At 53.0% G+C, this 22978-nt stretch carries 22 protein-coding genes and 1 tRNA gene; 6 read left to right on the top strand and 17 right to left on the bottom strand.

The window, feature by feature from the left end; genetic code table 11:
- Positions 1-11: 11 nt before the first annotated feature.
- The 7 genes from MKX51_RS10235 to MKX51_RS10205 form a co-directional block, all read right to left on the bottom strand.
- On the bottom strand, positions 12-2336 hold the full coding sequence (locus MKX51_RS10235; protein ID WP_340992258.1) for a 3-O-beta-D-glucopyranosyl-beta-D-glucuronide phosphorylase: 2325 nt from the start codon (positions 2334-2336) through the stop codon (positions 12-14).
- 50 nt (positions 2337-2386) lie between these two features.
- Positions 2387-4681: an AraC family transcriptional regulator gene (locus MKX51_RS10230; RefSeq protein ID WP_340992257.1), complete on the bottom strand. Its 2295-nt coding sequence runs from the start codon at positions 4679-4681 to the stop codon at positions 2387-2389.
- Between the two features lie 65 nt (positions 4682-4746).
- Positions 4747-6276, bottom strand: a complete 1530-nt coding sequence (locus MKX51_RS10225) for an extracellular solute-binding protein (RefSeq protein WP_340992256.1) — start codon at positions 6274-6276, stop codon at positions 4747-4749.
- Positions 6277-6701: 425 nt separating this feature from the next.
- Positions 6702-7583: a carbohydrate ABC transporter permease gene (locus MKX51_RS10220; RefSeq protein ID WP_340992255.1), complete on the bottom strand. Its 882-nt coding sequence runs from the start codon at positions 7581-7583 to the stop codon at positions 6702-6704.
- A gap of 29 nt (positions 7584-7612) precedes the next feature.
- Positions 7613-8533, bottom strand: coding sequence for an ABC transporter permease (locus tag MKX51_RS10215; RefSeq protein WP_340995581.1), 921 nt, complete (start codon positions 8531-8533; stop codon positions 7613-7615).
- Between the two features lie 63 nt (positions 8534-8596).
- The gene (locus MKX51_RS10210; RefSeq protein ID WP_340992254.1) at positions 8597-9754 is read right to left on the bottom strand and encodes a glycoside hydrolase family 5 protein; all 1158 of its coding nucleotides are present in this window, start codon (positions 9752-9754) and stop codon (positions 8597-8599) included.
- 32 nt (positions 9755-9786) lie between these two features.
- The gene (locus tag MKX51_RS10205) at positions 9787-9945 is read right to left on the bottom strand and encodes a hypothetical protein (RefSeq protein WP_340992253.1); all 159 of its coding nucleotides are present in this window, start codon (positions 9943-9945) and stop codon (positions 9787-9789) included.
- 203 nt (positions 9946-10148) lie between these two features.
- Between MKX51_RS10205 and MKX51_RS10200 the strand changes: the two genes are divergently transcribed.
- The 4 genes from MKX51_RS10200 to MKX51_RS10185 all read left to right on the top strand — a co-directional run bounded on the left by MKX51_RS10200 (position 10149) and on the right by MKX51_RS10185 (position 13328).
- Positions 10149-11027, top strand: coding sequence for a YihY/virulence factor BrkB family protein (locus tag MKX51_RS10200; RefSeq protein ID WP_340941867.1), 879 nt, complete (start codon positions 10149-10151; stop codon positions 11025-11027).
- Positions 11024-11710 carry a DUF7002 family protein gene (locus tag MKX51_RS10195; RefSeq protein ID WP_340992252.1) on the top strand — a complete coding sequence of 229 codons (687 nt, stop codon included), beginning with the start codon at positions 11024-11026 and terminating at the stop codon, positions 11708-11710. The genes MKX51_RS10200 and MKX51_RS10195 overlap by 4 nt, the downstream gene beginning before the upstream one ends.
- Before the next feature lie 179 nt (positions 11711-11889).
- Positions 11890-12183 (top strand): PadR family transcriptional regulator, encoded by a 294-nt coding sequence (locus tag MKX51_RS10190; protein ID WP_235191871.1) that lies wholly within the window; start codon positions 11890-11892, stop codon positions 12181-12183.
- On the top strand, positions 12180-13328 hold the full coding sequence (locus MKX51_RS10185; RefSeq protein WP_340992251.1) for a DUF2812 domain-containing protein: 1149 nt from the start codon (positions 12180-12182) through the stop codon (positions 13326-13328). The genes MKX51_RS10190 and MKX51_RS10185 overlap by 4 nt, the downstream gene beginning before the upstream one ends.
- Positions 13329-13418: 90 nt before the next feature.
- Here MKX51_RS10185 and MKX51_RS10180 read toward each other — a convergent pair whose 3' ends face one another.
- The 6 genes from MKX51_RS10180 to MKX51_RS10155 all read right to left on the bottom strand — a co-directional run bounded on the left by MKX51_RS10180 (position 13419) and on the right by MKX51_RS10155 (position 19982).
- Positions 13419-14078, bottom strand: coding sequence for a GntR family transcriptional regulator (locus MKX51_RS10180; RefSeq protein ID WP_076157574.1), 660 nt, complete (start codon positions 14076-14078; stop codon positions 13419-13421).
- A 17-nt stretch (positions 14079-14095) separates the two neighbouring features.
- Entirely contained in the window at positions 14096-14779 is a 684-nt protein-coding gene (locus tag MKX51_RS10175; protein WP_340992250.1) for a hypothetical protein, read from the bottom strand.
- Between the two features lie 35 nt (positions 14780-14814).
- The gene (locus MKX51_RS10170) at positions 14815-16947 is read right to left on the bottom strand and encodes a hydantoinase/oxoprolinase family protein (RefSeq protein ID WP_340992249.1); all 2133 of its coding nucleotides are present in this window, start codon (positions 16945-16947) and stop codon (positions 14815-14817) included.
- 33 nt (positions 16948-16980) lie between these two features.
- Positions 16981-18327 (bottom strand): citrate transporter, encoded by a 1347-nt coding sequence (locus MKX51_RS10165; RefSeq protein ID WP_083684870.1) that lies wholly within the window; start codon positions 18325-18327, stop codon positions 16981-16983.
- Between the two features lie 226 nt (positions 18328-18553).
- Positions 18554-18964 carry a hypothetical protein gene (locus MKX51_RS10160; protein WP_340826803.1) on the bottom strand — a complete coding sequence of 137 codons (411 nt, stop codon included), beginning with the start codon at positions 18962-18964 and terminating at the stop codon, positions 18554-18556.
- Between the two features lie 112 nt (positions 18965-19076).
- On the bottom strand, positions 19077-19982 hold the full coding sequence (locus MKX51_RS10155; protein WP_340992248.1) for a ketopantoate reductase family protein: 906 nt from the start codon (positions 19980-19982) through the stop codon (positions 19077-19079).
- Between the two features lie 145 nt (positions 19983-20127).
- Here MKX51_RS10155 and MKX51_RS10150 point away from each other — a divergent pair, with 145 nt between their 5' ends.
- On the top strand, positions 20128-20682 hold the full coding sequence (locus tag MKX51_RS10150) for a TetR/AcrR family transcriptional regulator (protein WP_340992247.1): 555 nt from the start codon (positions 20128-20130) through the stop codon (positions 20680-20682).
- Here MKX51_RS10150 and MKX51_RS10145 read toward each other — a convergent pair.
- The 4 genes from MKX51_RS10145 to MKX51_RS10130 all read right to left on the bottom strand — a co-directional run bounded on the left by MKX51_RS10145 (position 20669) and on the right by MKX51_RS10130 (position 22326).
- Positions 20669-21277 carry a CPBP family intramembrane glutamic endopeptidase gene (locus tag MKX51_RS10145; RefSeq protein ID WP_340992246.1) on the bottom strand — a complete coding sequence of 203 codons (609 nt, stop codon included), beginning with the start codon at positions 21275-21277 and terminating at the stop codon, positions 20669-20671. The genes MKX51_RS10150 and MKX51_RS10145 overlap by 14 nt on opposite strands.
- A gap of 3 nt (positions 21278-21280) precedes the next feature.
- The gene (locus MKX51_RS10140; protein ID WP_340941884.1) at positions 21281-21490 is read right to left on the bottom strand and encodes a helix-turn-helix domain-containing protein; all 210 of its coding nucleotides are present in this window, start codon (positions 21488-21490) and stop codon (positions 21281-21283) included.
- Positions 21491-21503: 13 nt separating this feature from the next.
- A complete protein-coding gene (locus tag MKX51_RS10135; protein ID WP_340941886.1) occupies positions 21504-22046 on the bottom strand; it encodes a hypothetical protein in 543 nt (180 codons plus the stop codon).
- Between the two features lie 196 nt (positions 22047-22242).
- Positions 22243-22326: transfer RNA gene (locus MKX51_RS10130), tRNA-Leu, on the bottom strand.
- 180 nt (positions 22327-22506) lie between these two features.
- Between MKX51_RS10130 and MKX51_RS10125 the strand changes: the two genes are divergently transcribed.
- Positions 22507-22965 (top strand): hypothetical protein, encoded by a 459-nt coding sequence (locus tag MKX51_RS10125; protein WP_340992245.1) that lies wholly within the window; start codon positions 22507-22509, stop codon positions 22963-22965.
- The last annotated feature ends 13 nt before the right edge of the window (positions 22966-22978 follow it).

Raw genomic sequence — 22978 nt, 5'->3', positions numbered from 1 at the left:
CTGCTTCTCCATCATCGCTTCAACTCAGCCGTCACCTCATACACCTGCCCCGCCTCATAAGGAAGCACAGGCTCCGTCCATTCCTTTCCGTTCACCGTAACCTTCACCATCCCGCAGCCAATCCGGTTAGGGTTCAGCACATGAACCAGGTAGACCGAATCCCGGAACCGGCGCTCCACCCGGTACTCCGGCCATTCCGCAGAGATACAGGGATCGATGACCAGTCCGCTCATCGTAGCGCGAATACCCAGGGCATATTCGAGCGTGGTCCAGAGCATCCAGCCTACGGTTCCGGTGGGCACATGATGGCTGGATTTGCCGTAGTTCGGGGAGTCCGCGAGGCCGAAATAATAATTCGGCACGTAAATCGGTACCTGCCCATTCCGCTCCGGCGGATTATCCGGGTTCGTCGGCAGCGTCCGGCGGAGTGTCTCCCAGGCTTCCTGCCCCCGCCCGGCGATGCAGTCGGCGAACGCCTTGAATATCGAGGCATGGCAGTAGACAGAGCCATTCTCGGTCGTCCCGGCCAGCTTCAGACTAATCCGGCCCCAGCGCGGATTCCAGCCGCTGAATGGCGGCTCGAGCAGCCGGGGGCCGAACGGTGTATTCAGGCTGTCGATGGCCGCCAGGCACTGCTCCAGCCGCTCCCCTTCAGCAATACCGCTCATGACCGCCCAGGTCTGGGTGTTCAGGAAGAGCCTGCCCTCTTCATCCCGGGCGGTGCCGAATGCCCGGCCTTCATCGTCGAATCCGGCCACATACCACGCACCGTCCCAGCAGGTGCGGTTCACCGCTGCCGACAGCTGCGCGGCTGCATCATTCAGACGCTGCACAGCCGCTGTATCCGCAAGCCGCTCACTGAAAGGAATCAACGCCCGGATCGCGTAGACCAGCGCCATCGTATTCCAGGCGGATTCGCCGCGCCCCAGCCGGCCCGGCCCGTTGATCGGGTCATTCCAGTCCCCGTCACCCATCAGGCACAGCCCGTGGGCACCAGTTGCACCTGCCATGTAATCTACAGCCAGCAGCAAGTGCTCATAGATGGTAGCGCTATCACCGGAGTCTTTGAAGCTGACCCTGCGGTGCAACAGCTCCGGGTCCCCATACTGGTTCAACAGCGCGGTGAAACAGATCACCAGCCACACCGGCCCGTCTGTGTGCTTCAGCAGGCACAGATTCTTGGGCGGCGAGCCATCGGTCATGATCCACTGCTGAATGAAACCGCTAGTCTCCTGGCCCTCCAGCACAGAGATCATATACTCCGCTGCGCCTTGCGGATCAACCAGGGCATACCCCAGCGCATCCTGCAGCTGGTTGCGGACCGGGCAGTAATTGGACATGCGGTTGGTGCGGGTCTGCATGATGATCTGTTTTTGCAGCCAGCTATTCATAAAAGCATTCACATCCGCATCCGGTGTCTCCACCTGGAAGCTGCCGCACATCTGCTCCCAGTATGCTTCCGTCTCCTGAAGCAGGGACGCAAACCCCTGATCCGCAAGCTCCGCCTGGCTGTGGCGGATGTCCTCCAGCGAATGAGCACAGCCCAGCACGAAACGCCGCTCAGCCTGCTCCCCCGGCTGGAGGAGCATCGTATGCTGGAAAGCGCCCAGCGGATGCTCCGCCTCGGCCACCCGGCCCGAGCACACTCCCCTGCGTACCGCTTCGGGCAGCTCATTCAGCTCATCGCCGCCGAAGAAGGCCCGCTGGCTGCAATCATAGGAAGCCGCAGGAGCATCCGGATAGACATAAACACGATTCGTATGATCATCGCATCCGGCCTTCTGCTCATAAGTCACGTGATACGGGAAGGAATAGCTGGAGACTGTCTGCGAGGCTTCATCGAAGTGGCACCGGCTGCCCATCACGCCACCGTTCTCCAGTGCAAACGCACTGAACAACGACAACTCCCTAGGCTCTGCGCCGATGTTGCGCAGCGTAACCGTCCAAATTTCCTGCTGGCCTGTACGCGGGACAAACACATGCACGGACGACCTGATTCCCTGCGCTTCCGAGAGGATCTCGGTCGTTCCCAGACTATGAATGCATTCATAGCATTCAGGCTCGGTCTTCAGCGGTTGATAGAGCGGTGACCAGACATCGCCCGTGACCTGATCCTTCAGATAGAAATAGCGGAATCCCCTTGTTATCGTACGGTGGCGGGGCCGGAAGGCCACACTGTCCCCCTGGCCGGTCTGCGATACCTCCGTGTAATACGTGTCGTTGAACAGATAATTAAACCATTTTGCCGGTGTGCGGGGCGTTGTAATGACATACTGTCTGCCCCCGTTTCGGAACGCACCGTAAGACTTACCTTGGCTTGCAGTAATTGAATTCAATTGGATTGCACACCTTTCCTGTTCTGCTTCCACTACCAGCGGCCGTCCCTTTATTCGGTCAGGCCCGCCCGGTACTGGCCCGGTGTCATCCCCTCCATCTTGCGGAAGTAGCGGATGAAGTTGGCCGGGTTATTGTATTTCAGCTTCATGGCAATTTCGGTGATTGTCAGATCAGTATCCTTCAGCCATCTTTTGGCTACCGTAAGCCGGTATTGCGCCAGATAGTCCGTGAAGCTGCTCCCCGTCTCCTGGCGGAACACCCGGCCGATATACTGTGGATGATAGTTCAGCCGGGCCGAGCATTTCTCCAGCGTCAGGTCCGTATCGAACGCTTCGGCAATCAGCTGCTTCACCTCTTCGGAGATGCTGGTAAACTGGTTCTCCTGCCGCTGCTTCAGCAGCTCTATGGCCGGATACACAATCGCCTTCCCGAACCAGGATTCAATATCGCCGGGACTGTGCATGGCAAGCAGCTCCTCGAACAGCGAGTTCTCCCCGGCGTTCAGCAGATGATGGGAGATGCCGGCATCCTGGAGCAGCCGGATCAGGTCCATCAGCAGGCGGACCAGTGACATCTGGTATTCCTGGTGGTCCGCCTCCTCGCCGGCCAGCGCGTTCATCATCCGCGACAGCAGCACCCCGGCCTGCTCCCGGTCATGCGACTTGATCGCTTCGGACAGCTCATCTTCGAGCTGCTTAGGGTAGACGATCTCCTTGCGGCTGGCAGGCTGCACATCCTCTATGAACAGAATGACCTCTTCCCCGAGCCGGGCCCGGTACTTCAGCGCATTCTCACCTTCCTCATAGCCACGCCCCACCTCGGTCCAGGCCTGGCAGGAACGGCTGATGCCGATGCTCGTCTGCAATTGCAGATAGCTTTTGACCGATGCCTGCACTTCTGCCGCCCTGGCATACACCGCCTCCTTGAAGGCCTCCTCGGACTGCGAGCTGGTGCCGGTCAGCAGCACCACCGACTCGCGGATGACAATCGGCGGCAGCCGGTCCCCCTCGGGAATAACCTCCTGGGCGATATTGCTGATCGCGAACAGCAGCAGATCCCGGTCTTCTTCGGTGAATCTGCTGTGGTCCAGCCGGTCTACCTGCACCAGCAGAACCCGCATCAGCGTCCACTTCCCCGTGTGTCCATAGCCGTAATCCTGGAGGCGTTCGGGGAGACCCTGGAATCGTGCTTCCCCCAGCATCAGCTTGCGGAGCAGGAACTCCGCTAATTGCTGCTGCTGGCCCGCCAGCTCCAACTGGAGCTTGGACTGGTCGGACAAAATGCCCTGAATGCGGTCAGAGATGGCGATGAACTCATCCTTTTTGGGACGCGGGTCCTTATTGTCGGGCAGCAGGGAACGGTAAATATGCCGCACCGGACTGTACATCCGGCGGGAGCCGACCAGCGCCGCCAGCATCGTGGCAGCCAGAACACTCAGACTGATCAGAATAGAGGTCCTCCCGATTGCGGTGGCCTGACGGGTGACCGCTTCTGTCGGGATAACCGACACATAAGTCCAGCCGTTATAGGCAGACTTGCGGAAGGAGATCGAAGCCTTACGCTCCCCGGCAATTCCGCTGAACACCCCGGCCGTATCCTCCCGCTCACGAATCGCAGTAATATACCCTTCGGCCGACAGGTCCCTGCCGAGCAGCGAAGGATTGGAGTGGGTGATGGCCCGGCCGTCCTCATCCAGAATGAACACACTGCCCGGCCCCGGCTCGTTGCCGATCAGGTCAGTCAGCTGCTGGGACGACAGCACTACCGCGATTAATCCGCGGGGGCGGCTGGCGTTAATCGGCCATTTTTTGATATTCATGACCGCATGATTCAGTTCAACCATCCCGTCCGCTCCCTGGATACTGGCAGAATTGCCGCTGAGCCACATCGATCCGCCGGGCATCCCGGCGAACGGGCGCAGCTTCTCCTTCAGCCCCGGTTGGCTGTAAGCGTCCATGCCGGAGTTGGTAATCAGCCAATCCTGTTCCAGACTGAACAGATACACATCTTTAATGCCGAGCTCGAAGGTCTGGATCGAGGAGAGATTTTTGTACAGTTCATGAATCATGTCCATGTCCTTAATATCCAGCTTCGTGGCAATCGCCTTCGTTACCGTGGGCAGCCCCAGCAGCTGTGTGGTGGAGAAATCGATCATCTTCAGCGTCTGCTCCACCCGCAGCTGGCTCTGCCGCAGCACCTGGGAGTTGCGTTCCTCTACCTGCTGAAGCACCGACTGGGAGGAGTAGTGATAGGAATACCATCCCAGGATCAGCACCGGGAAGGCGCCGATCACCAGGGTAAACAGGATTAATTTCAATAAATAGCTGGATATCCGTATCCGCATCACTAACTCCCCCCGCAATCTACGTTGTTGGTTTCATTCTAGCATATGGGGAATTCCATTCCTGCCTATTTGGCGTTGGCGTTATTGTAAGCCGCCGTATATTCCTCAATGACTTTGGCACCGCCGTCCTGCTCCCACTTCGCTACCGCCTGGTTCCACCCGTTCTCGTCCAGATCGCCCATAATGAAGCGGACCCGGGCATCGTCGATGATTTTGCTAAGCTCAGAGCCCCGTTCGCTGTACGTGTCGGAAATAAAAGGCTGCACCGGATTCACCGCAGCGATCTCCGCATTCTTCTTCCACATCTCATCGCGCAGATGCACCAGCGGCTTGCCGTAGGTCACCACTTTATCTCTCAGAACAGCCAGCTGCGAGGAGTCGCCCATACCGTATTCCGCCAGCAGCTTGGGATCAGCTGTTTTGACGTAATTTCCGTTCTCCAGCGTGAATTGTCGGCCCTCCAGACCGTTCACCAGCATATTCTGCATATCTTCATCCGACACCTTGTCAAAAAAGTTCAGCACCGCCTTCAGCTCCTCCTCCGTCTTCACAGACGTCTTGGGGATCATGAAGAGGCCGTAGGAGCCGGAGCCGCCGGGACTGCGCAGCCCTTCTGGACCTTCCAGCGCGTTAACCATCGTGATAGAACCGGTTGGTGTCACCTTTTGCACACTTTCTTCAATCCCGTTGGCATCATTCAGGTTAGCAATCCATGCCCCGGCCTTGCCTGCGTTGATCATCTGCTTGCCGTCCTTGACCACTGCGAAATCGAGGTTGATCAGCTTCTCATCATACAGCTTCTTGTAGAACTTCATTGTCTCCAGAAAAGCCGGATTCAGATGCGCCGGGCTCGCCTTGCCGTCCTTGATCTCCCAGTCCGCCGGACCGCCCATCCAGGTCAGCATTGCCCGCCAGCCCGCCGCCACCTGCTGCTCGGCCAGACCGATGGTATCTGCCTTGCCGTTCTTGTCCGGGTCATTCTTCACAAATGCCTGGAGCACCTTGTAAAAGTCATCCACCGTCTTCGGCTCCTGCAGCCCCAGGTTCTCCAGCCAGTCCTTGCGCAGCATCAGGCCGTCGCGGGCCAGATCGCGGGCCCGGTAGATGCCGTACACCTTACCATCGATAGAAATTGCGTTCAGCGCCACCTCATTCATCCGGCTAAGGTTCGGATAATCCTTCAGATAAGGCCCCAGCTCCCAGAACATGCCCGAGCGGACCGAATTGACGATATAGGGGAGCTTCTGGTCCAGCACCAGTACGGCGCTTGGCATCTCACCAGAGGCAATGGTTGCGCTGAGCTTATCGGAATAGGTCGTGGACGGGACCCAGGTGATTTTGAGATCGGTGTTGGTCCGTTCTTCGAGCTTCTTGTAAATTTCGCCTTCCGGGTCCATCGGCTCCGGGTTGTAGCTGGTCAGCATCATGGACATTTTGTACGGTCCCGCAGGCGCTGCGGCCCCGTCCGTCCCTTTCGCGTTCTCTGCCGCCTTGTTGTCGCTGCCGCATCCGGCTAATGCGCCCAGCACCAGCACTGCGGATAGCGCAGCCCCTGCCAGTCTGTTGAAGCATTTTGCCCCTTTGGTTGTTGTCATGGTTGTTGTTCTCCTTCTATGTGGTGGTGTGAGTGCGTCGAACTTTGGAGTCTGATAAAAGGCGAGGGCGTGACTCGAGAGAATGTTGGACTTTCGGCCGCGCAGGCGTACGAGTGGCCGAGATCCAGTAACTTTCCAAGTAATCCTGCACCTATTGCAACATTTCTCCGATTCTAGCGGCCCAATTTCAATATTGTTGCACAAAAGGCAGCATCTCAACTTGTTCAGGCGGGCCCACGGAATTATTCTTGCAATTTATGCAACAATCCTCCCCGCAAGCGTGCTATCTGTCCACCCAAGCTGCATAATTTGCAACATTTCGCCCTACAGCCCTGATTACTTAGCAGACCCGCATCGGTTGGCAATATATCAGGCACGCTAACTCCCCTGTAATCCGCCATAATCCCCCGTATCCGCTGTCTTCCTCAGCCCTTCACCGATCCCAGCAAAGCTCCCTTGGCGAAATGCTTCTGCAGGAACGGGTAGACAATCAGAATCGGAATGGTGGATACGACGATCACGGCCATCTTCACCGCCTGGTCCGGCGGGACGAAGTTACTCTCCAGCGAAGAGGTGTCGCCCAGGCTGCCGCCTTGGGACAGCATGACGATCTGGCGCAGCAGCACCTGAATCGGCCACATCGTGGAATCATTAATGTAGAGAATCGAGCTGAAATAGGTGTTCCAGTGGCCGACCGCGTAGAACAGCGAGAACGTGGCCAGCACCGGCAGCGACAGCGGAATGACAATCCGCAGCAGGATGCCGGGGTCGCTGGCGCCGTCGATTTTGGCTGACTCCTCCAGATCCGGCGGAAGCTGCTGGAAGAAGCTGCGCACGATAATCAGGTTGAAGGCGCTGATCGCCCCGGGAAGCAGGAGCGACCAGTACGTATCGATCATCCCCAGCTCCTTGACGACCAGGAAAGTCGGAATCATCCCGCCGCTGAACAGCATGGTGAAGATCACCAGCAGCTGAATCGGCGAGCGGAAATCCATATCCCGGCGGGATAGCGGATAGGCCATCAGGCAGGTTAATACAATATTGATCAGCGTCCCGGTCACAGTGATGAAGATGGTCACGCCCAGGCTCCGCATCAGTGTACTGGTGGAGAAGATATAGGTGTACGCGTCCAGTGAGAATTCGGTAGGGAAAAGAATAAACCCTTTTTCCAGCAGCTCCCGCTGGGTCGCGAACGAGCCGGCCACGACATAGATGAACGGGACAATCGTAATGATGGCAATAACGGCCAGCACGACAATATTGAACAGGTCGAATAGACGGCTGGGCCAGGATGTTTCTTTTAACACAGAACATACCTCCTTTCACTGTAAAATCCTTAGAGAATGCCTTCCTCACCGAACCGCTTCGCCAGGAAGTTCGAGCCGAACACCAGCACCAGCCCGACCACGGACTTGAACAATCCGACAGCGGTACTGTAGCTGTACTCTCCCTGAGAGATCCCGGTGGTGTAGACATAGGTATCGAAGACTTCTCCGACCTCCCGGTTCAGCGGATTCAGCATCAGGAAGATTTGCTCAAACCCCGTATCGAGGAAATTGCCCAGCCGCAGGATCAGCAGAATGACGATAGTGGAACGGATGGCGGGAAGCGTAATATGCCATAGCTGGCGTGCCCGCCCGGCCCCGTCGATTTTGGCAGCTTCATAGAGCTGTGTGTCTACGCCGGCCAGCGCCGCGAGGAAGATAATCGTTCCCCAGCCCGTTTCCTTCCACATCACTTCGCCGGTAATGAACGTACGGAACCAGGAGGGACTGAGCAGGAACTGGATTTTCTCGCCGCCGACAGATGCAATGGCTTCATTAACCAGCCCCCCTTCGGTCGTGAAGAACAGGTAGGCGATCGAGACAATGACGACCCATGACATGAAATGCGGGATGTACACCAGAGTCTGAATCGTCTTCTTGTACGTCTGCGACCTTAACTCATTCAGCATCAGGGCCAGAACAATCGGCAGCGGAAAAAAGAACAGAATATTGTAGGCCGCCAGCACGAACGTATTCTTCAGCAGCTTCCAGAACAGCGGGTCGCCGAAGAACCGGTCGAAATGCTTCATCCCCACCCATTCGCTATCCATGAATCCCAGGAACGGCTGGTAGTTCTTGAAGGCCAGCAGTACCCCGTACATCGGTACATATTTGAAAATAATAAAGTACAGCAGTCCGGGCAGCAGCATGATATATAGCCAGCGGTTGCGGACCAGACGCTTCAGTCTCTGCTTCCGGTGGACAGCAGACATTGACGGCCGGGAGGCCGCTAATGGATTTCCCATCTTCCTTCCCCATTTCCGGCACCCTTCAGATCAGTTATCTATGTCTAAGACCTGATCCTTAAGTGCATTGAATTGCCCGGTCGCCCGGTTGTAGACCTGATACCAGCCATTATCATCCCATACCGACACGGCAAACTGCGCCGATATCGCCTTATTCGCAATCTGGCGGTAGTTATCCAGCAGCGTATCCGTAATCACTCCCCGGTGCTCGTACCCGAATTCACCCAGATAGACAGGGATATCATGCACATCTGCGAATTCCCGCTTCACATCATCCACACGCTTCAGATGGTCGGCCAGATTCTGAAAATACGAATGGTAGGTGCCCATTACATAGGAGTCTGTGCCTTCGCCCGGCAGATCCTGCGGATTGCGGTACGTATCGTACAGGCCCCAGCCGCTGTTGTAATTGTACCCGCCGAAGATCACCACCCGGCTGGTATGAGGCTGGGTGCCATTCCAGGTGTAGCTGCGGATGGCGGCGTAGGCTCTTTTGTTAAGCTCGATGACGCTTGCCTTGGCGGCGGCTCCCGTATTCATACTCAGATGCGGCTCATTGAACAGCTCGAACACCAGCGTGTCGGGCGCATCCTTGAATAAGGCAGCGATTCCCGACCAGATCGTCTCCAGCCGCTGCATATTCACTTCAAACGCCGGTTCCCCCTGCACCGCATTCATTGCCCATTCCTCATGATGAATGTTGACGATCAGGATGACCGGGGGCTTACCTGCACAAGCACGCTGGACATTCACATCCTTCAGCACATAGTCCACCAGTTGCTTCACCGTCGCCACATTCGGTGCGCTCGGAGAGAAATTCCCGGCCGCATCAGCAGTCGATGCATATTTGCTGCCCCGTCCGCCCCAGTTGACCGGAATGCGGATGGTGGTGAAGCCCGCCGCGATGTAAGCATCCACCGCCGCCTTCACCTCCCCGAAGCTCTGGCTGTTCCAGTTCCCTTCAAAAGTGTTGCCCAGGTTCGTCCCTCTGCCCATGAGTGCCGCCATTTGCTTCGCAGTCCGCGGCGCAGGTCCGGCGGGACCACTCTTATTAACAGACTCTGCGTTCACACGGCCCCCGCCTGCCAGCAGCGGAATACATAGAAGGATACATAACGCCCAGATCCATACCGCTCTCATCCGCACCGATCTCGTCGGGTCCACAGCTTCCATTTTTTTCGTTGTCAAATCTTCGGCCTCCTCTGGAAAGCGTATTCATTTCACCGCCGGCCGGAGATTATCCGCTCCGGCACAGCAGGGTAAGGCAGCAGCTGCTTGCTCTGCCCCCAATATAGAGGAGTCCGCGAATTGCCGTCTATAGTCATCTTAGTACCACTGTGCGAAGCCTTGCTGCCGCTGGGATTACAGCGTCCACTCATTCATTCTGCAACCTTGCCCTTGTCATGATCTGACTCTGCGCAAGCGGTCATATCATTGAAAGGCGGGTATAATCCATCGAATCCCCGTATGGTACAATAAAACTAAGCTTAACGGACTAAAGGATATTTTAACGGGTATACATATATATGGAACGATTTGGCTGCCACGTCAGTCTATCCGGGAATACATGAAGGAGGGTCTTATGAACAGCACTTCAGGCAGTAGAAGAGGCACTTTCAAGTTCATCAAGCAGCTATGGGTGAAAATCAACGACGATGATGTCCAGGGCATCGCTGCGCAGCTGACCTATTATTTAATCCTGTCCCTGTTTCCTTTTCTGATCTTCATCATGACCCTGATCGGGTATGCGAATATCTCTCTGGAGAAAAATATAGAGCAGCTGGAGCAGATCATGCCCGCCGAAGCCATCTCTATCATAGAAGAGATTCTGCAGGATGTATCCGCCGGACGCAGCCAGACACTGTTGTCCTTCGGGATGCTGGCTACCCTGTGGGCCGCCTCCAAAGGAATCAATGCGATCATCAAGGGGCTGAACCGTGCCTACGAGATTGACGAGAGCAGAGTGTTCTGGAAAATCCGGGGGATCGCCCTGCTCGCTACCTTGACGATCGGGTTCGTCGTACTGCTCAGCATTCTGCTATTGGTCCTTGGCAGCTGGCTCAAGACGCAAGTCTTCCTGCTGGTTGACCTTCCCTATGGATTCCAGAAGCTGTGGGATCTGCTGCAATACCTGGTTCCGCTGCTCGTGATGTTCATCGTCTTCACCCTGCTGTACTGGATCGCTCCCAGCCGGAGACTGGCGCTGCGGGAGGTTATGCCTGGGGCGTTGTTCACCACCATCGGCTGGATTACGACCTCGATCCTGTTCTCGGTATATGTCAATCAATTCAGTGATTTCTCCAAAACCTACGGCAGTCTCGGAGGCGTAACAGTGCTGCTTATCTGGCTGTATATCAGCTCATTTATCATCCTGGCCGGAGGCGAGATCAATGCGGTCCTGCTGAACCGCAAGGTGAAGAGTATGCCCTTCAGCTCCTTCAAAGGGCAGAAGCTCCCATGAACCCCTCCCTGATTGACGCCATGACCAAAAGCCCGCTCCGCACCTCCTTCTATCATTTCACCCGGGCAGTGAATCTGCCTGCCATGGCTGCCTTTGACACCATCTATTCCTCTGCCGTGCTGAGTCCCGCTCATGCAGCCGGAGAGCGGCGGGCTGCCGCGCACCGGGTAAGCTACGCCGGGCAAGCCGCGATTCTGAATGCCCATCTGCGTATTACGCCTGAGGCGATGGCTCCGGGGACAACGGCGGAGGAATTCCGCCGCTGCCTGGACCGCCATGTGTTCCTGTGGCCGACCTGGCGGGATTGCCTCGCAATGGCTGCAATGTATTCGCGCAGAGAGCCGGGCGAGGTCTTCGCTGTGCTGAAGCTCGATGCCCGCAGCGTCCTGGCGGGTCACTACACCCGCATCAGGCTGTCCAAATACGATTCCGGCAGCTCCCCCAGGTTCCCGCACCGCATGTCATACCGCAAGAGCTGCGCAATGCTGCTTCCCCTAGCCGAATTCATGTCCTCCACCGGACAAGCTATACCCGTCAAGCCGTCCGACATCAAGGAGGTGCTCGTTGAGGACAAGCTGGCCCCGCTCAGCCAGTATCTACAGACGGTCTACTGTTCACAGCCCCAGCTTGTACCTGAGCTCTGGCAGCCAATGTGTCAGCCCCTGCTTCTTACGCCAATGTAACTCTGCTGCCTCAGCTCGCTCACTTATCGTTGAACAATATGTCGCAACGTGATATAGTCATGATATGACATAGTCACAGCATGACATATCCTCTTATAGCTATGACTTGGCACAACGAATTGACGAAGCAGGTGAACGCGGTGTCCGCAGCACAAAAGGTTCTAAAAAAGTACGTCCCCATGACCGAAACGGCCTTCTATATTCTGTTGTCCTTAACCAAGCCGCGCCATGGATACGGAATCATCAAGCATGTGGATGATCTGTCGGAAGGACGGCTGCGGCTGGGCTCCGGTACGGTGTATGGAACCTTGACCAAGATGAATAAGGATGGGCTAATTACCGTATTTGCCGATGAAGAGAGAAAGACGGTGTACGAGGTGTCTGAGCTGGGGAAGGAAGTCATGCGCGCAGAAATCGGCAGATTAAAGGAACTTCACCGCAACGCCGTCACCAGTGAGGAGGAATTTCAATGAGAACTGTATTTCGGCCCTTTTGGAGCTACGATCTGCCGGGGACAGAAGCCTGGTTGGCCGATATGGCCGGCAGGGGATGGCGTCTGGAGGAATGGAGCTTACTGCTGCGGCGCTTTACCTTCCGGCAGGCTGAGCCCGCCTTGCTAACTTATCAGCTGGCTTATCATTCATCCAAGCATTCATCCATGTCTCCTTATCTGTCCGCAGAGGGATGGAGCAGGAGGCTACAGCAAGGAAAGTGGAGCCTGTACGAGAATGACCGGTCCCCGTCACAGATTAGCGCCTATCCTTCACGTAAGGATGTCCTGAGGCGTAACCGCATCATCTCCTATCTTTTCATGGGAATCCTGGTGTATTTGCTGCTCATAGCACTTATTCCACTGCTTGTACTAGGGCTCACCTTCAATCAGGACACTCCAGTCCGCATTCAGCCAAGTCCGATGTGGGCTGTTACCTGGACCGCAGCAGCGGGAGCCCTGGCCCTGCTTGTTCTTGCAATCTACTCCATGGTGAAGCTCCGGGCTGCCAGTAAGGTATTTCTATTGGATCATCAGGAGCTGAAGCAGCCCTCCAGACCGCAGAAGCCCGCCGGCACTACGATGGCGCGGATGAAGTTAGGCTGGATGTATGCCCCTGACCGGCTGGAGCAATGGCTGGAGGAGCAGGAGCTGCACGGCTGGAATCTCTATAAAGTATGCTTCGGAGGAACGTTGTTCCATTTCAGCAAGGGCCGTCCGCGCCGTATGAAATATCACGCTGACTATCAGGTCGTTGCGGGTGAAGGGTATTTCGAGCTGCATCAGGATGCCGGCTGGACCAGGCTCTACAGTTCTCCCTTCTCTCTGCAGAAATGGACCCTGTGGAGCCGGGAGAACCCGGAGCATGCCGAATACCCGGAGCTCTATAGCGATCCGTTACACCGCCTGAAGCACGCACGTAAAATCGCCATCAGCTATACCCTGCTGTTCCTGCCCATGATCCTGCTCTACAGCCTGAATGTGTCGGCCTTCATAGATGGCATGCTGCGGGATGAATTCACCGCTTCCCAGGCGTGGAACATTTCAATTATGTTCCTTTCCATTCTGCTCTTCGGCTCGTTCGCGGGCAGAACCTGGCTATATTACCGGCGGCTCAAGCAGCAATAGGATTTCTTATATTTTAACAAAAAGGCGTATCCCGGAAGTCCTCTCCATAGAGCGGAACTTTCGGATACGCCTCTTTAATCTTGTGTACATTTAGAAGAATTGCGGGTATTGCTTCGACATGCTCTGGACCCGGTCCAGCAGCGTATTGGAATGCTCCATCACGACCTTGCGCATTCCTTCCACATCCCGCTTGCGGGTAGCCGCCACCATCTTCACATGCTTATCGATATCGGATGGCTGGACCCCCTCCATCTTCCCGTAGAGCAGACGGATACGGTTATAATGGGAAGCTACCTCTTCGATGGTGAACCAGGACAATTCTTCTCCGGCCGTCTGGAAGATCAGCTGATGGAACCGGTTGTCCTTAATATAGAACTCTCTGAAATATTTCTTGTCCATGTATTTCTTCTGCTTATTAATCAATTCCTGCATCGTATCTGCTACCAGCTCGCTGCACTTGCGGATGAACTCATCGATCACCGCAGATTCCAGCGAGGTGCGGATGAACCACTCCTCACGTACCCGTTGCAGATCGATCTTCGAGACTACCGTTTTGCGCTGAGGATATATTTCCACCAGTCCTGACTGTTGAAGGCGGACGACAGCTTCCCGCACCGGCGTCCGGCTGACGCCATAGCGTTCAGACAGCTTCTGCACACTGACATCCATTCCCGGCTCGAGCGTCATATTCATGATGTCTTCTTTTATTCTATTATAAGTTACATCATTCAGTGAATTACTGTTATTCATAATCTTCAACGGCTTCCCTACACCTTCCCTGAACTCACTCCTAGTACATCACGGGTTATTGTCTCCGCACTGGCTGAGTCGTAGGCATAATACAACAGAACATCCAGAATAAACGGCGAGTACCGCAGTCTGTTCAGCTCCTGTGTAAAAGCCATGGCTCCAACCTCACTTAAGGTGCGTATTGTAGAATAATTCTTCAGGCCCAGCAGCTTCCATAGCAGAATGCGCTCGGTCCGGGTGTATATTTCCTGTGCAAACCGGTCTTCTACAAAATGATAAATTTCGTGGCCAAGGATAGTATTCATTATACCAGCTTGGGAAAAAAGTTCAACTAGACCAGCCCCCGCCTCCCGCACCTGCTCCGCCGCTCTGCGCAAGGGTTTTTCCATGATTTCGATCCGGTCCGGAGGGGTATAGGAGGCGAACAGCACACGCTTGCCGGTCATGAGCGCATCCTTGAATTCCAGCTTCAGGTTCATCCGCCCGGCAAGCACCCGGACATCTCGGGTTCCATATTCAAGTATCATCCGCTGTGCATATTCTATGCCGCAGGCTCTGGCCTGCTTCAGCATTTCCCGCTTCGTCTCCGGCGGAATACGCCGGTTCAGGATGTCTCTCCTGAAGGCATACATTCCCCAAGCCTCATCGTCAACCTCCAGCAATGGATACAGCAGCTCTCCCAGCTTCGTCTGTACTTGCATACGTCCTCCTGTCTACACGCTCTTCCGCGCGGCTCTTAACTCTGCTTGATATTGGCCGCCACGACAATAACCTCCGTGTCCGGCTCGAACGTGGATACCTCGATGTCCATCAGCAGCTCTAGCTGTTCGAAGTCAGAGGCTGTAAAGTCCATCACACGTGCGCCGATACACAAGTAAAAGTCAGGTCTTGTAATCAGCTCCGTCTGATACACAGCCATTGCCTCCCACAACTGCTTCACTGCGCTCAGATAGTCCCCGGCTGTTGTCTTCAACGCCATAGCCCGGCCTCTCTGCACTTTGATGAAGCCTTTGGTATCCAGGATACGGACTGCCCCGGCTTCACCGGCTTTATCCATTTTCTCGCCGAAAATACTGACATATCTAGTCTTCTGCAGCAGCTCCGTCCGCTCTACAGGGATGCGCATATCCTGGGCAGCCAGCTCCCGCAGCTCCGTTTCGTCACATTCCTTCAGCAGCTCGGTCGTCTTCACTTCCGTGGAACCGGTAGCGATCGCTGTCACCTTGGAAGTCTGCGGGTCAATATCGATATGAATCTCGATGCTCTCCGGTGTCGCTCCGCTCTGGATGGCCTTGTTCAAGGCTTCCATCTTCAGGGCGGCAATCACTTCCTTGGACGGGGACGGAATAATCCGCTCCACCACATCCCGGACCATCGACAGGGCTACACCTATCGAAGAGATCACCTCGGCATTCTCGGGGATGCTGTATTTCAGGCCCATTTTCTCCGAAAAATAGACAATCAGCGAAGCCGCTCCGCCGCCCACGCCGACGAGAGAGATCTGATCCTTCTCCAGCTTGTATTTCTCAGCCAGCGCCAGAATGATCGGCTCGATCTTGGCATAGGCCTTCTCCATAATCTGCTTGGCGATATCCTCTACCGTCGTTCCGCAATAATCCGCCAGTGCCTGTATCGCCCTTCTGGCCGCTTCCACATTCCCGTAGGAGAAATGCTCCGGCTTCACCAGTCCCAGCACATTCGCCGCGCAGGAGTTCGTGATCGTCACCCGCTCCCCGTTCTCCAGCCGGATGGCCACATAATCAGCAGGATCACCCGGCTTCGGAGAAAAGAATTCGACCTGTGCTCCCTTGATCTGATCCGGATCGGTGAATACCGAATAATCCAGTCCGCCGATATGCGCCGATCTTGGTCCGACATCGACCACTCCGCTCTTGTTCGCCCGGATCATGGACCCGCCGGCCACGCCAAGCACCCGTACATCCAGGGAATTGACATAGGTCGGATGACCGCCGACGATGGAATAGTCGATGGCCGGGCGGCCGTTTTTGATCACACCGATATTGGTAGTCGTGCCGCCGACCTCGAAGTACACCCCGTTCGACGCTCTCAGATACATCAGTGAGCCCATGACTGAAGCCGCCGGTCCCGACAGCATCGTCAGCACAGGCCGTTTCTTCATCTCACTGATCTCCATGACGCCGCCGTCGCCTCTCATAATCATCAGCGGAACATGGACCCCGGCCTCCCGCACAGACTTCTCTGTGGAATTGGCGGTATCCAGCATCTTCGGCAGAATGCTTGCATTAATCGCCGCCGTCCGCGTTCTGCGGGTCAGCCCGTATAATTTGGTGATGTCGGAGGCCATGGTGGTCGGCATGCCTTTTTTCTCTGCTTCTATATAGACCAGTTCCTCGGGCCGCCCGTTATCTACGCCAAAAGCCATCGAAGGCACAATCACCTGCGCCCCCTGCTGCTTCAATTCATCGATGACCGTCAGCACGGAAGCTTCAGACATTTTTTTAACATTAAGAAAGCTATTGTAGATCTTGATCTCCTTGCCGTTGCCCAGGTCAATATTCTGAAGCCGGGTCTGACGCTTGGCGAGCCAGCCTTCCAGACCGCCCTTCGCCAGGCCAATGATGCCCACCTGGGCAATATCGCCCTCGATCAGCGCATTCGTTGCCTGCGTGGTACTGTGGGCCACGAACACTACATCCTCCGGACGGATATTATTCTCCTCCAGGCAATTCATGAAGCATTTCACCACGCCTGCGGCTACGCCTGTGGCATGATCATGCGTCGTCTTCACGGATGATTTCCCGATAATCTCATGTGTGGCGTTGTCAATCGCAACTGCCTTGGTATGTGTTCCCCCTACATCGATCCCCATTCTAACCATTGTACTCATATGATTTCTCCGTTTCTCTTCATTAATATAGTGCTACACCAGATTGCCGTACATGAAGAACACAACCGCGCAGAGAATAATCCCGATGATCCAGCCGGTAGGAATCGACATCTTCATATATTCCTTGGCCGGAACCTTCGTATAGCCGAAGCCCCAGGCAACCCAGGACTGTGTAACGTCCAAATGCTGCGGTGCTACTGTAGTAATGGCGAACAGCGGATAGAGGAATTGTACCGGCCAGGCTGCGGTTGCCACCACGACGGCCAGGATGGCCGAACCCGAACCGACAAGGTTCATCGGGCCGCGGAAGAAGCCTAGCGGTGTCAGGATTGCAAATACAATACATAAGAGCAGCGCGGTCTGGGGCATCGCGCCGTCCAGCAGGGTTTTGAAATAAGGGGAAGCATAGGTGGCCGCATTGTTGAACATGGACAGCGTGAGCAGGAACCCGATCATCGGCGCTACATCTATGGCTCCGTCCGCGAACTGCTTCGACAGCATTCTGCAAACGCTTGCAAAACCGCCCTTCAGCTTGCCGCAGGTCAACAGTGCGAACAAGGCGGCGAAGATAAATCCAAAAATGATCGGAACCTTGAGCACCACCACACCTACTACTGGCAGAATGATCGAGATCCAGGAGATAGCAGGTGCATCTACAGTAGCTCCGCTATCCGGTGTGGCCGCCCAGGCCCGGGAGAGCTTCCGGTTCATCATCACATTAGATACCACCAGAACCACGATCAAGGATACAGCCATCGCAATCATGCCAAATTTGAAATATGTATTGTAGTCGTAGCTGGCATAACTCTCATTGGCTGTGGCAAATATCGCCTGATATTGCTTAAAGTTCACAATGTTCCCGAAGATCCCCGCCATGATTGAGCCCATGAAAGAGAACAGGGCAATCGGTGAAGGAATCCCGAGCGACAGCATGATCGGCAGCACGATGACCGCAATGGAGATTACCGGGCCGATACCGGTCATGGATGTGAAGATTACAGCGGTAACGATACACAGCAGAGACATGGTGATTCTGGGTTTGTCTCCCCCAAGCTCTACAACCTTACGAATCAGAGTAGCGGCAATCCCGGTGTCGATCAGGACTCTTCCGAAGAAGGCGCCGAAGAAAATATTAACCAGGATCGCCTTCCCGTAATTCTCCGGCCCTGTCTGGAATACGTTGGTAAGGACATCAATGAAAGTCTTGCCCTCCATCACGGAGGTAGGATGAATGCTATTTCCGATCAGGGCAATCGAGGTCCACAGCACCGACATGACGAAGAAGCCAACCATGAGGTTATACCCCTTGACGCAATACCACACCAATCCAAAAAACGATAAGACCATAATGAAACCGATTACAACATTAGCCACATCCACAAAATAACCTCCTGAAGTAGGATAAATGAGTTAACATGCTAACATGCTATTCATATATACTGACATGTTAGTTTGTTACGTGAAAATATTAACATGATCAATCTTCAGGCGTCAATACCCTTCTGCACGTTATTTCAGAGGATTTTGAGAGGGCTGTACACAGCAAAAAAAACAGAGGCTGCAGGTGATTACCATCCTGTGCCTCTGTTGATTTCCCTATACCTCTTTAGTTATCATTCTTCAACACCTGGTCACGATACCGCTGAAATTGCTCCCAGGATTGCTCCGCTTGCTCAGGCTGCTCAAAATCGATATAGCCGGAATCCGATGTATCAAGCGCATAAGCCTCCAGTGTCTCACAGACCAGCCGGATCGTCTCCATCACCGTTCCCCCGCCCCGGACATGCAGCATGATGGAATTCACAAGCTCCTCATCACCTGTGTTGAACTCGATCGAATACCCCTCGCCCTCAAGGAAGCCCCAAGCCTTATCCCGGTAATCCAGGTTCGGTATACGGCGGGTCAGCTTCTCAATGATTTCATCACGTTGTCCCAAGGGAGGCATTGGGGGCTGTTCTTCCTCCGGCGCTTCAAAATCGTACTTCTCTTTCATGATAAATACATCCCAGCTCATCATTGCTCACTCCTTGGTTAAGATTGAGGCAGAATTAGTAGTACAGACTGCAGCGATGTAATACATTTAACCCTTTTTTGCAGGTTTTAATTGCTCAGATTACAATTATCCGGTATCAGCCGTTCTGCATAGTTAAAAATTTCGTTAGATCATTCTCTAGCTGCACAACCTCCTGATTCGCAGCATTCGCATAATCCGGCAGCAGCATATCCTTAACCATGTTCGTGCGCAGCCATGCAATGAAGAGAAGATCAAGCATGAGGCTTGGGAGTTTAGGGACTATTTTAAAGAAAGGCGGATCAACAGCAACACCTGCTTTGCGGATTGCCTTTAGATACGCTTTTAAAGTAACTGTTATTTGGCGTGCCGTCTGTCTGGTTCCGGGTGTTACAGGGGCAGTCATCCGATGCCCGGAATACAAACCGCCTAGCAGCGCAATGTCTGATACAGAATGTGTGATGAGATACGCCTGCATATCCTTTTTTATAGCGTAGGGAAGCTTGGCGGCTTGAAATACTTGTGAGAGCTTTACGATGCGCTGCGTCACTGCGCCGTTCATTTCTCCAAAGGTGGTAGCCACTAGAAGCTTGGGCATGAACCGGGCGTACAGGACCCCATCTTTGATCTGTCCGCCGAAGCCGGGAAAAGCCGGCAGGAGCCGATCCCCGACAATCCTCCGCCACGAAGAAAATCCAATGGAGCTATTGGTCATCGTAACAATATTCGGGCTTTGATTATCCTTAAGCGCGAGCAACGCTGACTCGGCCCGGTCATAACGGACGGTAACGAAAATAAAATCGTATATATCGTCATTTTCGAGCGTATCCATGACCTTCACCGGAATCGTTCTGACTGTACCTTTGTCATTATATTGCAGACCTTTTTCTTGTAAGGCTCTGAATCTGTCCGAACGTGCAAACAGGCTAACGTCAAACCCGGCTTCCATAAACTTCATTGCATAGATGCTTCCGATGACACCTGCGCCGAAAATTAGAATTCTGTCTTGCTTTACTGCTGACATTTTACCACCCCGCTGATTCATATTTCCGTGTAATCATCCAACAACATGTTGTATGATGTGATCATAAAGCTTTAGGATTCCTTGATCAATCATCAGTTTTTTAAAATCTGTCGGATGATATCTTATACGCCAGCAGGAGGGACACATGAAGAAGCAGCCCCAAATCACGGAGAAAACAAGACAAAGGTTTATAGAAGTTTTTTGTGAGCTATACAGCCAAAAGCCGGTTGAGAAAATTTCCATTCAGGAAATCGCCAACCGGTCAGGGTATAACCGCAGTACCTTTTATCAATACTTTACTGACATTTACGAATTGCTGGATGCTGTGGAAAATAACTTGCTCCATGACATCAAAGCAGAATTAGCCGGTAAAGAGCTGTCGGTGCATTCGGTTCAGGATGCGCTGTCTTGTCTGGACAAAAAAGAACATCTCCTGGCGCTCCATGCCCTTCTGGGTGATTATGGAAGCCCGCATTTCTTAGCACGCTTGAAAAAAGAAATTCCCATGGAGCAATTCCTAAGCCTTCCGCAAAACCACTCCTTAACGCCGTACTTCATTGAGTTCTATCTGACGACGACCCTTTCTTTATTTCATCTTTGGCTCCAAAGAGATAAGGATATACCCCCAGAAGAATTCATCCAGTTAGCGGAGAATTTATATTCAAGCGGAATTACAGCTTATACTACTAAAACAAGTTAAACATCATCATCATCGCCGTAAATAAATTGGCCAATCCATGCATAATCCAGCTTGGAACAATCGATCCTCCTGCTAGTTTCTCGTTTATGTCACCCATAAACCAGCCAATTACAGCAGTGAATAGTGTGATGATTAAGGCATTTAAACATCCGGCATGTGAAAAAAACATAGCTCCGTGCAAACAGCCGAACAATGCCGCCTGAACCGAGTTCCCTGCCGTAAATCCAACCGCAGAAATCAACCTTTTTCCGATAAACCCCCGGAATACTATCTCTTCAGACAAACCAGTTTGTACAAAAGCATAGAATAAAGCAGCCGCTATACCTGCAACGCCTACGCCATCAAATTGTGATGCAGCAACGTCGGATCCATTGGTAAAAAACAACATGATTACCCATCCAAGCGACAAGAACAAAAGGAGCCCTGAGAAAAACAGGATGAAAAATAGATTTTTCTTTTTTATTTCAGGAGCTTTTAAGCCGATCCAGCTCCAAAAAGACTGCTTCTTTCTTGCGAATATTAACCAACAAACCAGAGGTATAAAGCTAAATAGGATTAATTGTATAAGGGATGACACCATCATTGAAACAGTCATATACTATTCTTCCCTCCGAAACTCTAAAATATCACCTGGCTGGCAATCGAGCACATTACAAATCGCATCAAGTGTAGAGAAGCGAATGGCGCTAATCTTACCCGTTTTAATGTTTGAGAGATTCACATTTGATATGCCCACCTTATCCGCGAGTTCGTTCAGGGATATCTTACGGTCCGCCATTACACGGTCTAGCCTCAAAATAATAGCCATCGCACATACATCCTCACAAGGTTTCGTCAGATTGCTGTTGCAGCATTCTGCCATATTCAAATATTTGAGCTAGACAAAAAAATACAATGGCAACTAAAACAAAAAACAGCTCAAACGACGCATACACAAACGTCACAGGATCAATTATTTGTATCAGTACTACTTCAACGAGTCCAGGAATAAAGGCCATGCCTGCCATCAACAAGGAAATCAGTTTCAAGCGCTTCGTATGCTTGGCAACAAACGGTGTATAGTCTCTGCTTATATCCTTAAATATCATCCTCACTAAAAATAGTACAAAAATGATTAAACACAGCCTTGCTACATCCCCGCTGAATTTAATAATCAGGTCGGATTTGGCATAATCACCATGATCTTTATTGACAAAAATATGAGTCATATTGTGTAGTGCAGTCGGAATTCCATCTCCTGACAGCACAGCAAGCCAGACCATTGCAGCAATCATGGCCAGAGTGGCTAGAAGTAACATGTTACAAAGCAACTGCAGGCATACGGACAATACTTTGCTTGTCTTCTGGATTCTCAAAATACTCATCTAATCGAACTCCCTCATTAGGTTGATTAGAATATAACAGATTTTTTTATGTTTTTCAATAATTATTTAATGTTTATCATTAAATAATGATCATCGGCAATATGTCATTCTGAATTATAAAGATGATAATGGCATGCAAAAAAAGATCTTGACAACGTCTATGAAGACGAATCAAGATCTTAAAAGTTTATAGTGATGCGGTCAAGAGGACTCGAACCTCCACGATATTGCTACCACTGGCACCTGAAGCCAGCGCGTCTGCCAATTCCGCCATGACCGCATATTCAGTTGACTTGCTTGCGCAGTCACAAGATAAATCTTACCATGCTGGAATTATGAAGTCAAGTTTATTTTATTGTAAATTACGATCCATAAATTGCAAGTAAAATATTGCTTTTATTTGCGGATTCGGTGTATAATGAGAACAAAGGTTCGCATACTATAAATGAGGTGATTTATAATGGCGATTACCAAGAGACACCCCCTAACTACACCAACAATCCCTGAGAATATAACCAAAGATGAATTGTCCCTGGTCCGAAGCTATCTGCTGCTGACGTTTATTCATAAAGTATTTGAACGGGACTGCCGCGCCATCGGCAAGAGCGGTCTGTTCAAGACTCCCCAGCTCTACATGGAGCTGGTATCCAGTGCTACCAAGAAGACATCCCTGATGCTGCAGGAGGTTACCCGCGAGCTTACCTCCCATCAGCTGAAGATCAATACCGTCCGCCAGGATCAGCGCGGAGTTACAGCCGAGTATAACTGCCGGGGCTATGTTGGCGAGATCCATATTCTATGGCCCGGCTTCCGTAATGAAATGATGCAGCGCATGCGTGCCTACCTCGGACTGGGTGCCGAGCTGGCCTCTGTCCTTCCCCGGGAAGAACAAGCCGAACAGTTGGCGATGTCCATCTAAGCCGCATCTTGTA

The sequence above is a fragment of the Paenibacillus sp. FSL M7-0420 genome, from assembly GCF_038002345.1.
Taxonomy (GTDB): domain Bacteria; phylum Bacillota; class Bacilli; order Paenibacillales; family Paenibacillaceae; genus Paenibacillus_AQ.
Note: the sequence above shows the minus strand (reverse complement) of the source record. Positions and strands in the feature narration are given on the sequence as shown.